The organism is Hymenobacter bucti (genome assembly GCF_042681145.1).
GTDB lineage: Bacteria > Bacteroidota > Bacteroidia > Cytophagales > Hymenobacteraceae > Hymenobacter > Hymenobacter bucti.
In genome coordinates, this window is sequence record NZ_JBHUFD010000006.1 from 253,887 (window position 1) to 266,368 (window position 12,482).

Here is a 12,482-nt window from a genome sequence, read left to right on the forward strand (position 1 = left end):
AGACAGACTTTTAATTCTTCGTTTATAATTTTTAATTCTCAATTTCAAGCCGTAGGATACGGAATCAGCCGGTCGGTGCGCAGCTGGGCGAAGAGGTCAAAAAACGACTCGTCGCTGCGCTGATACACGTGGAAGCCCGCCTGGCGGCTCTTCGACGTATCGGTCATCACCTCAATGGGGCGCCCTAGGTCGAGGTCGGTGTGCCAGGCCGAGGCCAGCCGGTTCAGGTCGGGCTCGACCAGGTTGTGGCGCGCGGCTAGGTCGCGCCACAGCGGCGCGTCGGCGGCCATGGCGTTTTCGAGCGGGTGCACGGTGCCGTCGAAGCCCGCGGCCTCGATGCCGAACCAGGCGGCCAGCCGCGGCCACAGCCAGCTCCAGCGGAAGTAGTCGCCGTTGGTGACGTTGAAGGCTTCGTTGCGGGCGGTTTCGGCCGTGGCGGCCCAGGCGAGCTGCTTGGCAATCACGCGGGCGTCGGTCACGTCTGATAGCCCCTCCCACTGCGCCTGCGAGCCGGGCCACTGGAAGGGCTGGCCAGTTTCCTTGCAGATACTGGCGTACACGGCCAGTGTGCTGCCCATGTTCATGAGGTTGCCCACGGCCTTGCCAATGATGGTGTGCGGGCGGTGGATGCTCCAGGTAAAGCCATCGCGCTCGGCGGCGGCGTACACTTCATCTTCCTGAGCGTAGTAAAAATTCTCCAGGTCGAGGCGCGGCATTTCTTCGCGCAGCGGCGTGGGCGGCAGCGAGTTGCCCTGGGCGTAGGAGTCGAACGGCCCTAGGTAGTGCTTGAGGCCCGTGACGAGCGCCACGTGCTGCACCGTCTTTTTGGGGCTGAGGGCGGCCAGCAGGTTGCGCACCATGCCGCCATTCACGCGGATGTTCTCGGCCTCGGTGTCGTTGCGGAGCCAGCTGGTGAGGAACACGTGGGTCGGGGCCACGTCGGCCAGGGCGGTGGCCAGGCTGGCGGGGTCGAGCAGGTCGGCGGCCACGGGGTGCAGGCCGGCCAGGTCGGTCTGGGGGCGGCGGGCCAGGCCGTAAGTGGTCCAGCCCGTGGCAATTAGCTCGTGGGCTAGGTTGCTGCCAATGATGCCGCTGGCCCCCACAATAAGCGCTATTTTTTCCATCGAAGTACGTACAAAAAAGAGTGGCTCCGGGGCACTTTAGGCCGCCGGCGCTGGGTGAACGGCGCCCTAGGGCGCCAGTCGACAAAATTACCGGCCCGGCCCAGCGTCTTCTTTGTACGAATCGCAGGATTACTTGTACGTCGTGAATTGCGCCCGATACGCCGACGGCGCCTGCCCCACCGCCTGCCGAAACCAGCGCGAGAAATGGGCCGCATCATAAAACGTGAGCCGGTAGGCAATGTCGCTGATGGGCAGCTGCGTACCAGTTAGCAAAACCCTGGCCTCGGTGGCGACCTTCTCCTTGAGCAAGTTGGCGGCGCTCTGGCCGGTGGCTTGGCGGCACAGCGCGCTCAGCTGCGAAGGCGTCAGGCAGAGGTCGGCCGCGTAGGAGTCCAGGGCCAGCACCGGCTCGGTGGCCGCCGCCAGGCGCGCCGCAATTAGCTGCAAAAACTGCTGCACCACCGGTGTCAGGGTTGTGGCTGGGGCAGCCGGCTGCTCCCAATCGCGCACGTCGGCCAGCAGCAGGCGCAGGTAGTGGCGGGCTTTTTCGAGGTGCGCTTGCTGGGCGTGCAGGTGCTCGCCGCTCTGGGCCAGCGCGGCGTACTCGGCCGGCGTGGCGGCGTGGTACACGTAAGGCGCGCCACCCGCCAGCACCGCCCCCAGCTGGTAGCCCGGCAGCAGGCCCGCATTGTAAAAATCGGGCGAGAAAAAGCAGTACAGCCCAGTTTGCGGGCCTTCGTGCAGGCGCCAGCTCAGGGCCGTGCCCGGCGGCACCAGCAAGATGGACCTAGGTGCCACAGCCACCACCTCGTCGTTCAGGGTGAAGCGGCCGCCACCCTCGCCAATCAGCGACAGCTTATAAAACGCGCGCCGGTGCAGCTCAATGTGCTGGCGGCAGGTGGCAAACCGCTCCTCGCGCCGGTACACTACCAGCTGCTCCAGCGCCTCGGTGGGCAGCTTGGGCAGCCGCGGCTCGGCCGTTTGGGGGTAGGTGTCGAAGCCGAAAGTGGGCAGCGCGGGCGTTTCCATCGGTTGTTAACCCCGGGGCCGGGCAATGGTTGCGGCCGGCCCCAAGCGCCCCCTAGGCTGCGCTTGCCGAGCCGGCGCCAGCAGCACGCGGGCAGCGCCCGCTCGGCGCAGTGAGTGAGGGGCGCTACGCACCCCTCGGGCCGCCGACTAGCCACCGCAAGGCAGCCTAGGCGGGCGGCGCTCCGCCGGCCGCTGGCTCGGTGCGGAAAACGCCACGCCTACGCAGCCCTGTCGAGTGGGGCGTTGGGGCTGGCCGACCTGGTTTGAGCCGCTTGCTCGGCCCGCGTGCGGTTGCGAGCCTGAGCAGCGATGAAATCCAGAAACTCCTCATCCGAGTAGAGCGGTGGCGGTGGCACTACCACGGGTTTTGGCTTGAACAAGTCACGCAATTTTGATAGCAATTCCATGATTAAATATGATTAAATTAATACCTTTCTTATAACGCTCAACCTACCAGTCTTAGTGCACGGCAGGCACGCAGCTGACCCACTATTCTGGGCATCCGGGCTGCACACCGGCGCTGGCGCCGCTACCCAGACGCAACGAGCCTAAAGCTCCAACTCGCTCAGCCGCTTAGCTTCTGCTGCCAAAAAAAAGCAACCTAGAGAGGCCCAGACACACTGCTCGGCGTAGCTACCTCGGCCGTGCCCGGGTGGCGCAGCCCCAGGCCATGGCTCACTTGCAGCAAGGCCCGGCCAGCCTGCACACCCAGGCCAAGGCGCCGCCAGTAAGAGGCCGCCGCGCCGGTTACTATCCGCTGGCTGCCAACGGCCAGAAAAATATAGCGTAGTTTGCTACCTAGGTGGTGGGTTGGCACGGGCTGGCTCGCGGGCGCTGCGGCAAGCCACTAGCAGAGTCTATCGCTTTGCCCGCCGCCGCCGCCCGTGCTTTCAGGGCCTCGCCCGACTCGCAGAGCTTGCTTGGCACCAGTTGCATCTTTTTGGCCGACTCCTGCACCACACCAGCTTTATTGCCCGCAAGGCCAGCTGTTAGCTCAAGCTCCTCGGTGATGCGGCCGCGGCGGCCCCAGCTGCGGGCACCGACGATGCACGTTGCAAAGCGAATGCCCACTACCATCACCACCAGCACGTTAGCCTGACCCAATTGTGGTCTAGGGCAAGCATCTTACCGCCTACCGGCCAGGCGCAACACCGCGCCCGGGGAGGTGAATCAGCGATGAAGAGCGTCCCCGCAAAAATTAAGTTTGTTCGCGCTGTGCGCAAAACAAGGTCAGCCAGCTTAAATTCATCCCGTGCTCGACTTAGTTTGCCTTACCCCCAACTAGTTTCACCTGTATGACCCGCACCTCTATTCTCAACCCCAGGAAGCGCAAGCATTCGCGCAAAAGTGAGTACGCCAAGCCTTTCAACTACAACAGTATAGCCTGGGCACTGCTAGCGGCACTGGCACTTTTTATAGCAGCAGTAAAGTGCTTTTGGTAGCCTAAGCTAGCCGCTGATAGCGTACTCCTTGTCGCTAGAGTCCAGTGCGTGCGCCCCATCACTATTGCGGTCCTCAAGGCAGGCCCGCAGCAAATAGCTATTGCCTTGGCCCATCCGCGGCCACCCGTTGCGAAGGGGCCACTGGCCCGCAGGCCAGCCGCCGCAGGCGCCCCATCAAGCAGAGGACACTGGCCAGCCCCTGGGTGGGGTGCAAGGGGCCCACGCCGATTCTAGCTTTGCCGCCGTTCGCATTGCTTTCTTCTTAAAGGTTCAGCTTGCTGCCAGGCACGCCTGCATGGCTAACTACTTGAATTTTAATGCTATTTAAAGCATAAATTCTCTGTAAAGCCGCACATGAAGAGTTCTTGAATTTTTTCAGGCTATTCCTTCATACTGCCTTAATGGCAAGGGCTTGAGCTTTGTATTACCCAGCACGCCAAAGGCCTTGCGCCGCGGCGACCTATTCCCTCGGTTTTGCTCTCCAGATTTAATTTAAGACCGGCTTTTTTTGCCGGTATTAACTGGTTTTCTGCTAGTTAGGCAGGGCCACTTGCGAAGCATGTAAAAATATTTATTTGGTACCTAGGGCCGCCGGCTTTCCCAGCGGCTCTGCCAACACAACCACGGGCCAATTGAGTAAGGCCGGCTTCCTGTGCTTCAGCGGAGCCGGCCGGCACTATTCGGCTCCTTACTTCAACCCATCATTTTCCGGGATTACCAAGCACCTATCTATGGTACTTAATGCTTTTATAAAGAGAACGTTTTTACTCCTGGCAATGAGCTCGGGCGGCTTGTTTTTTACCAGCTGCGCTGATAAGCAGGAGGAGAAAGAAGAACAAATTAAACTACTGGTCACCAGCCCCCTGCAGAAGGACACGACCATCACCAAGGAGTACGTGGCCCAGATTCACGCCTACCAGCACATCGAGCTGCGGGCCCTGGAAAAAGGCTACCTGCAAAAGATTTTTGTGGACGAGGGCCAGTCGGTGAAGAAGGGCCAGGCCATGTTCCAGATTACGCCCTTGATTTACAACGCCGACCTGCAGAAGTCGCAGGCCGAGGCCAACTACGTGGGTATCGAATACCAGAACACGAAGAACCTGGCCGACAGCAACATCGTGTCGAAGAACGAGTTGGCCCTGGCTCGCGCCAAGTTTAACAAGGCCAAAGCCGACGTATCGCTGGCCAAAACCCACTTGCAGTTCACGTCCATCAAAGCGCCCTTCGACGGTATGATGGACCACTTCCAGGGCCGGCTGGGTAGCCTCGTTGACGAGGGCGACCTGCTGACGACGCTCTCTGACAACAGCAAAATGTGGGTGTACTACAACGTGCCCGAGGCCGAGTACATCGCCTACAAGGAGCACGCAAAAGCCGGCGACAAGGAAGTAAGCGTGCGGCTGATGATGGCCAATAACGAGGTGTTTCCCTACCCCGGCAAGGTGCAAGCCATTGAAGCTGACTTTAATAACGAAACCGGCAACATCGCCTTCCGCGCCACCTTCCCCAACCCCAAAGGCTTGCTGCGCAACGGCGAAACCGGCAGCGTGCTCATGACCGTGCCGCTCAAACACGCGCTCATTATTCCGCAGAAAGCCACCTTCGAAGTGCTCGAAAAGAAGTTCGTGTACGTGGTGGACAAAAACAACGTGGTGCACCAGAAAGAGGTGAACATCGCCTCCGAAATGCCGGACCTCTACATCGTGAAGGATGGCATTTCGCCCAGCGACAAGATTTTGCTGGAAGGCATTCGCAAGGTGAAGGATGGCGAAAAAATCAGCTATACCTACGAGGCGCCCGAGCAGGTGCTGCCCAAGCTGAAGGTGTATTCGGAGTAGTGATTGTCAATTTATTAGCGTGATTTATGTTCAGTAAATTCATTCGTAGGCCAGTGTTTGCCATCGTGATATCGGTGGTAATCGTGTTCATGGGCATTCTGGCCATCAAGACCCTGCCCACCTCGCAGTTCCCCGAGATTTCGCCGCCGATGGTGATGGTGAGCTGTGCCTACCCCGGCGCCAGCGCCAAGGTGCTCACCGAGTCGGTCCTGATTCCGCTGGAGCAGGCCGTGAACGGCGTGCCGGGCATGAAATACATGACCTCCGACGCCGTGAGCGCCGGCGAGGCCAACATCCAGATTGTCTTTAACCTCGGTACCGACCCCGAGCAGGCGGTCGTGAACGTGAACACCCGCATCGCGCAAGTAGTGAACCGCCTGCCAGTGCTGGTGCAGCGCGAGGGCCTCATCGTGAACCGCGTGGTACCTAACATGCTGATGTACGTGAACTTGTACAGCAAGGACAAGAACACGGACATGAAGTACCTGTTCAACTACGCCGGCGTGAACATGATACCCGAGATCCAGCGCATCGACGGTATCGGGCGCGCCAGCATCCTAGGTAGCCGGCAGTATGCCATGCGTATTTGGCTGAAACCCGACCGGATGCGGGCCTACAACATCTCGGCCGACGACGTGATGAAGGCCCTCGGCGACCAGAGCGTGATTGGCTCGCCGGGCCGCATTGGCCGCTCGGACGGCGGCCGTGCCGAAGCGCTGGAATACGTGCTAACCTACCAGGGCCGCTTCAACGACGTGGACCAGTACAAGAACGTGATTCTGAAGGCCAACGCCAACGGTGAAATGCTGCGCCTGAAAGACGTGGCTGACGTATCCCTAGGGTCAGAATTCTACGATATTTACTCCAACCTCGATGGCTACCCTTCGGCGGCTATCATGCTGAAGCAGACCTACGGCTCGAACGCCAGCGACGTGATTGCCAGCGTGAAAGCCAAGCTAGAGGAGCTGAAGAAAACCATGCCGCCCGGCATGGATTACAAAATCAGCTACGACGTGTCGAACTTCCTCGACGCCTCGACCGAAAACGTAATTCACACCCTGCGCGACGCCTTTATTCTGGTGGCCATCGTGGTGTTTCTGTTCCTCGGCGACTGGCGCTCGACGCTCATCCCGATTATCGCCGTGCCGGTGTCGCTCATTGGGGCGTTCACGGCCATGCAGGCGTTTGGGTTGACTATCAACATGATTACGCTCTTTGCGCTGGTGCTCGCCATTGGTATCGTGGTCGATGATGCCATTGTGGTGGTCGAGGCCGTGCACGCCAAGATGGAGGAGAAACACCTCTCGCCCTTTGGGGCGGTGCGCGAGGTAATCGGTGAAATCAGCGGCGCCATTATCGCCATCACCATCCTAATGACGGCGGTGTTCGTGCCGGTGGCCTTCATGAGCGGTCCAGTGGGTATTTTCTACCGCCAGTTCTCGATTACGATGGCCACGGCCATTGTCATTTCAGGTGTCGTGGCCTTGACTCTGACTCCGGTGCTCTGCGCCATGATTCTAAAAAACAACCACGGCCAGCCGCGCAAAAAGACACCCATCAACCGCTTCATCGACTGGTTCAACCGCGGCTTTGAGAAGCTGACTGGCAGCTACACCAACGTGCTGGAGAAGGTCGTAGACCGCCGCGTGTTCACCTTCGGCGTGCTGATTGTGTTTGCCCTAGGCATCTTCGGCATCTCGTCCAAGCTGCCGTCCGGCTTCATTCCGGCCGAGGACCAGGGTATGCTCTATGCCATCATTCAGACGCCCCCCGGCTCGACCCTGGAGCGCACGAATGACATTTCGCAGCGCTTGCAACAGCTGGCCAAGGATGTGCCTGGCATCGAAAGTATTTCGACCCTAGCCGGCTACGAAGTACTGACGGAGGGCCGCGGCTCGAACGCCGGCACCTGTTTGATTAGCTTGAAGCCGTGGAGCGAGCGCAAGGAATCCATCCACGACGTAATTGAGTCGCTGGAGAAAAAGGCCAAGCAGATTCCCGGCGCGACCATCGAATTCTTCGAGCCGCCGGCGGTGCCGGGCTACGGCGCGGCGGGTGGCTTCCAGCTCCAATTGCTCGACAAAACCAACTCGGGCGACTACAAGGCGCTGGAAAAAGTAAACGAGGAGTTCATCGACAACCTGAAAAAACGCAAGGAGCTAGCCGGCCTGTTCACCTTCTTCTCGGCCAACTATCCGCAGTACGAGCTGAAGATTGATAACGACCTCGCCATGCAGAAGGGCGTGAGCATCGGCAACGCCATGAACACGCTGAGCATCATGATTGGCTCGACCTACGAGCTGGGCTTCATCAAGTACCAGCGCTTTTTCAAGGTCTACGTGCAGGCCTCGCCTGAGTACCGCCGCCTGCCCCAGGACATCCTGAACATGTGGGTGAAAAACGAAAAGGGTGAAATGGTGCCGTTCTCGGCCTTCATGAAAATCGTGAAGACGCAGGGTGCCAACGAAATCAACCGCTACAATATGTACACCACAGCCTCTATTCGCGGCGATGCGGCCCAGGGCTACAGCTCGGGCGAGGCCATCAAGGCCGTGCAGGAAGTGGCGGCCAAAACCCTACCTAGGGGTTACGATATCGACTGGGGCGGATTGTCGAAAGATGAATCGTCGCGCGGCAACGAAGCCATCTACATCTTCCTGATTGTGTTGGCGTTCGTGTACATGGTACTCGCCGCGCAGTACGAAAGCTTCCTGCTGCCGTTTGCGGTGGTGCTGTCGCTGCCGGCCGGTATTTTCGGCGCCTTCTTGTTCATCAAACTGTTTGGGCTAGCTAACAACATCTACGCCCAGGTGGGCCTAGTAATGCTGGTGGGTCTGTTGGGTAAGAACGCAGTGCTCATCGTGGAATTTGCAGTGCAGGAGCACGAGCACGGCATGAGCGTCCGCGACGCGGCAATTGCCGGGGCCAAGGCCCGCTTTCGCCCGATTCTGATGACCTCGTTCGCCTTTATCGCCGGCCTGATTCCGCTGGTAATCGCCACCGGCGCGGGCGCCATCGGCAACCGCACCATCGGCACGGCGGCCCTAGGGGGCATGCTGTTCGGGACAGTGTTCGGGGTAGTTATCGTGCCGGGCCTGTACTACATTTTTGGCACCATGGCCGCGAAGAGCAAGCTCATCGATGATGAGAACGAGTATCCGATTAGCGAAGGGTTTGAGCCACGGGTTTTAGTTGAAGAAGTTGAGTCGCATGCTTAAGAGACGCATTTATCAGGGCCTGACCGCCGCCGGCCTCGCGCTGGCGGTGGGGGCCTGCAAACTGCCCGAGCTGGCGCAGCGTAACCCCAACCGCACCACGCCCGCTACCTACGCAGGCAGCCCCCAGGACAGCACCAACTCGGCCCGCACGCGCTGGAAGCAGTTCTTCACCGACCCCAACCTGGTTTCGCTCATCGACAGCGCCCTCCAACGCAACCAGGAGCTCAACATCACGACCCAGGAGCTGGAATTGGCGCGCAACGAAATCCGCGCCCGCACCGGCGACTACATGCCATCAGTGAGCATTGGGGCGGGGGCCGACGTGGCCAAGCCCGGCCGCTACACGCTGCAAGGCGCCACCGAGGAGCGAGTTCCTATTCGGGATGACCGCGCCAACCCCACGCCGCTGGCCAACTACCAGGTGGGCATCTCGGCGAGCTGGGAAGTGGACATCTGGCACAAGTTGCGCAACGCCCGCAAGTCGGCCGCCACGCGCTACTTGGCTTCCATTGAGGGCCGGAACTTCATGGTGACCAACCTGATTGCCGAGATGGCCAACTCGTACTACGAGCTGCTGGCGCTGGATAATCAGCTGGCTATTATCCAGCAGAACATCGAGATTCAGGAAAACGCCCTGCGCATTGTGCGCCAGGAAAAGGAAAATGCCCGCGTGACCGAGCTGGCCGTGAAGCGCTTCGAGGCGCAGGTGCAGAACACCATCAGCCTGCAATACAAGACGCAGCAGCGCATCACCGAGACCGAGAACCACCTCAATTTTCTGGCCGGCCGCTACCCGCAGCCCATCACCCGCGACGACCAAACCTTTAACACCCAGGCGCCAACCGCCATCCAGACCGGCCTGCCGGCGCAGCTGCTCAATAACCGGCCCGACATCCGGCAGGCCGAGCAGCGGCTGGTGGCCGCCAAGCTCGACGTGCAGGTAGCCCGCGCCAACTTCTACCCGTCGCTGGGCATTTCGGGCGGGGCCGGCTTCGAAGCCTTCAAGCCCGGCTTGCTGTTCAACTCGCCCGAGTCGATGTTGTATAACCTGGCCGGCGACCTGGCCGCGCCGCTCATCAACCGCAACGGCATCAAGGCCATGTACTACAGCGCCAATGCCGTGCAGCTACAAGCCGTGTACAACTACGACCGTACCGTGCTGAATGCCTACGTGGAGGTGGCCAACCAGCTCGCCAACATCGGCAACCTGCAAAAGAGCTACGACGCCAAACTCAAGGAAGTGCAGGCCCTCAACCAGTCCATCCGCATCTCCAACAGCCTCTTCCGGGCCGTGCGGGCCGAGTACACCGAAGTGCTCTTCACCCAGCGCGACGCCCTGACATCAAAATTCGACCTCACCGAAACCCGCATGCAGCAGCTCAATGCCACCGTGAATATGTACCGGGCCCTAGGTGGCGGCTGGTATTAGTAGCGTCACTTGCTAAGTTAAGCTTTAGTAAAAAGCCCGTTTCCAGCCTGGAAACGGGCTTTTTTATTACCCTAGGGCCCTAGCTCGCGGGCGATTTCGCAGCCTGGCCGCTAGTTGGTGGGGCCTTTGTCGATGCTGGCTTCCAGCGTATTCTGCAAGCTCAGGGGCAGGGCCGAAAGCAAATCCAGGCCGGCGGCCTTCTCAATGGCGTCGACGCTGGTGCGGTAGCCGCCCCAGTCGGGGTTTACCTTGATGGTGTTGGGGGTAGTGACGGCAATGACGCGGGTGCTGCTTGTGAGGCGGCCTAGGTCATCGCGGCCGGCCGGCAGCACCACCACCACCTTCCAGCAACGGGATGGCACGGTAACCTGGCCGCCCGCAATGGTGGTGTAGTAGCCGGCGCTGCCCGTGCCGCCCCGGCCGTACGAGCCGCAAATGATGTAGAGCTCGTTGCCGCTGCGCACCAGCGAGCGGCAATATTCTTCCAGGTCGGCCCAGGTCTGCTGGTTGTTTTGCGGGGCCTGCGGCATCATGTTGCTCATCAGAAACGTGGCCGAGTTGTCGGCTTCCGAGGCCGTGCGGTCGGCGCTCGGGCAGTTGTGGCCCCGGTCGAAGCCGTAGCCCGAGTAGTCGCTGCTCGTTACTTGATACCAGCCACTGGGCAGGCTTTCATCGCTCCGAAAGTCGTCTTGCCGGGCCGCGCCACCTAGGTCGGCCTGGTCGAGGTGCCACGCTACCCAGTTGGGCTTGCCCTGGTTACGGTTGTAAGACAGGCTGTACTGCGGCTTGGTGAGCAAGTAGTTGGTGGGCGAGGCCAGGCTGGCCACCGCGCCGCTGGGGTTGCCCAGGGTCAGGTGGTTTACCACGTCGGCCGGGGCCACGTCGGTTTGGGAACAGGCGGCGGCCAGCAGCCCTAGGGCAGCCCAGGCGCCGAAACGGGATAGGGAATAATTCATCAAAAAGAAACGGACCCGCAAAGATGGGCCAGCGGCGCTGGGCGGGCGGGCTAGGTGCCCGCCCACGGGCCAATGCTTGGCCCGTGGCTATCGGCGCGGCCGCGGCCGTAGCGAGGCACCGCAGGCCCCACGAACCAGCCGGGTCTGCACAAAGCCCCGCTCAAAATCCACAAAAAAGCCCCGCCAGCAACGGCGGGGCCCATAAGCTTGCTGCGCTCCCAAGCGCTTACCGGTAGATGAGCAGCCTGCCATCGGCCCCTACCCACATCGATGCCTTCGCCGCCGCGTGCGCCCGGCGCCGGGCCCGCCTATCGAAAACCACCAGGTACAGAATACCCAGCAGCGGCCCCAGCGAAACCGAGCTGAGCAGGTGCAGGTGCCAGTACTGCGACTGACTCAGGCCCCAGTGGTGGGCGAGCATTCTGAGAAGGTATTCCATGAATGAATATACGCAATCCCAGCCGTTATGGCGAGGCTGGGCGGCTGCCCGCCCACCCCACCCTAGGGCCTCAGCGCGCGGGCTCCAGGCTATGCCAGGAAAGAAGGGTGAATACTTCGTGGGGCAGGAGCTGCGCGCCGTAGAGGAGCGCCAACGAATGCGAGGTTTGCTGCTGCCAGTGCGTAACTAATAAACTTGTTTCTTCCGCAGTCAGGCTGACCGTGGTTTGCCGGTTGTAGGTCAGCAGCGTGTCCCAGCCCCAACGAGCCAACAGCTGGCCCGCCTGCGTCAGAAACGCCCAAAGCTCATTGAATTGGCGCGGGCCCGCCGACAGCTCGATAGAAATATACAGGCCCATAGGATGCTCGAGCAAGCGCCCTACCGGATTTTCAAAATAGACGTGAGCAGGTGGCAGAGTAGTTGTATTAAACATAGAATAGATTAAAGTTTTTTGTATGCCCAAGTCCTTAGCACAAAGATATTTATCTGTTATCAATAGTCGTGCTATATTTTTACTAAGCTCCCCCGGTCCGCTAAGAATCACAGCTGTGAATCAAGTAGATATATAGCAAAAAAGCTTCGTCCAGGACGAAGCTTTTTTCGGATAGCCAGTTGGCCGGGCCGTTGGGCCGGGTAGCCTACCGCGGGGCTGCTACGTGAGGGGCAAGTGCCAGGCAGAGTGGGCGGCGCTTGGCCGGCACCTAGCCCGGGCCTGCACCACGGTCACGCCCACTTGGGGCGCGCAAAGGTTGCGGAGGGGCTCGTTGAGCGACGCGCACCAGGGGCAATGCCGGGTATTGGTGCCCATCCCTGCTTGCTGCTGGTCCGTTGCAATATGCTGCCCAACGTGGCACTGCGTGTTGTCGTGCCAAAAGCCAGGAGCGGCGGCGCGCGGCCGCGCATGAAAAGGATTGGTTTGCATAAGGAAGCCGAATAAGGTGCACACTACCACGTACGAATACGCTCGGCTAGCGGTTTATTAGATGAAAAAAGGACGACTATATTTT

11 protein-coding genes are annotated in these 12,482 nt (G+C 60.3%); 3 read left to right on the forward strand and 8 right to left on the reverse strand.

The window, feature by feature from the left end:
• Window positions 1-44: 44 nt before the first annotated feature.
• The 4 genes from ACFSDX_RS17420 to ACFSDX_RS17435 form a co-directional block, all read right to left on the reverse strand.
• Window positions 45-1,124, reverse strand: a complete 1,080-nt coding sequence (locus ACFSDX_RS17420) for an SDR family oxidoreductase (RefSeq protein WP_382315837.1) — start codon at window positions 1,122-1,124, stop codon at window positions 45-47.
• Between the two features lie 129 nt (window positions 1,125-1,253).
• A complete protein-coding gene (locus ACFSDX_RS17425; RefSeq protein ID WP_382315839.1) occupies window positions 1,254-2,153 on the reverse strand; it encodes a helix-turn-helix domain-containing protein in 900 nt (299 codons plus the stop codon).
• 218 nt (window positions 2,154-2,371) lie between these two features.
• Window positions 2,372-2,560, reverse strand: a complete 189-nt coding sequence (locus ACFSDX_RS17430) for a hypothetical protein (protein WP_382315841.1) — start codon at window positions 2,558-2,560, stop codon at window positions 2,372-2,374.
• 391 nt (window positions 2,561-2,951) lie between these two features.
• The gene (locus ACFSDX_RS17435; RefSeq protein WP_382315843.1) at window positions 2,952-3,257 is read right to left on the reverse strand and encodes a hypothetical protein; all 306 of its coding nucleotides are present in this window, start codon (window positions 3,255-3,257) and stop codon (window positions 2,952-2,954) included.
• 1,069 nt (window positions 3,258-4,326) lie between these two features.
• On the opposite strand from ACFSDX_RS17435, the gene ACFSDX_RS17440 reads away from it, so the two are divergent.
• The 3 genes from ACFSDX_RS17440 to ACFSDX_RS17450 are packed head-to-tail and all read left to right on the forward strand — an operon-like array spanning window position 4,327 to window position 10,080.
• Window positions 4,327-5,433: an efflux RND transporter periplasmic adaptor subunit gene (locus ACFSDX_RS17440; protein WP_382315845.1), complete on the forward strand. Its 1,107-nt coding sequence runs from the start codon at window positions 4,327-4,329 to the stop codon at window positions 5,431-5,433.
• 26 nt (window positions 5,434-5,459) lie between these two features.
• Window positions 5,460-8,651, forward strand: coding sequence for an efflux RND transporter permease subunit (locus tag ACFSDX_RS17445; protein WP_382315847.1), 3,192 nt, complete (start codon window positions 5,460-5,462; stop codon window positions 8,649-8,651).
• Window positions 8,644-10,080 (forward strand): efflux transporter outer membrane subunit, encoded by a 1,437-nt coding sequence (locus tag ACFSDX_RS17450; RefSeq protein WP_382315849.1) that lies wholly within the window; start codon window positions 8,644-8,646, stop codon window positions 10,078-10,080. Before ACFSDX_RS17445 ends, ACFSDX_RS17450 begins: the two co-directional genes overlap by 8 nt.
• Window positions 10,081-10,190: 110 nt before the next feature.
• Here the strand turns inward: ACFSDX_RS17450 and ACFSDX_RS17455 are convergent, their stop codons facing one another.
• The 4 genes from ACFSDX_RS17455 to ACFSDX_RS17470 all read right to left on the reverse strand — a co-directional run bounded on the left by ACFSDX_RS17455 (window position 10,191) and on the right by ACFSDX_RS17470 (window position 12,397).
• Window positions 10,191-11,036, reverse strand: coding sequence for a DNA/RNA non-specific endonuclease (locus ACFSDX_RS17455; protein ID WP_382315851.1), 846 nt, complete (start codon window positions 11,034-11,036; stop codon window positions 10,191-10,193).
• A 226-nt stretch (window positions 11,037-11,262) separates the two neighbouring features.
• A complete protein-coding gene (locus tag ACFSDX_RS17460; protein WP_382315853.1) occupies window positions 11,263-11,475 on the reverse strand; it encodes a hypothetical protein in 213 nt (70 codons plus the stop codon).
• A 70-nt stretch (window positions 11,476-11,545) separates the two neighbouring features.
• Window positions 11,546-11,833 (reverse strand): hypothetical protein, encoded by a 288-nt coding sequence (locus tag ACFSDX_RS17465; RefSeq protein ID WP_382315855.1) that lies wholly within the window; start codon window positions 11,831-11,833, stop codon window positions 11,546-11,548.
• Between the two features lie 294 nt (window positions 11,834-12,127).
• Window positions 12,128-12,397: a hypothetical protein gene (locus tag ACFSDX_RS17470; RefSeq protein WP_382315857.1), complete on the reverse strand. Its 270-nt coding sequence runs from the start codon at window positions 12,395-12,397 to the stop codon at window positions 12,128-12,130.
• Between the last annotated feature and the right edge of the window lie 85 nt (window positions 12,398-12,482).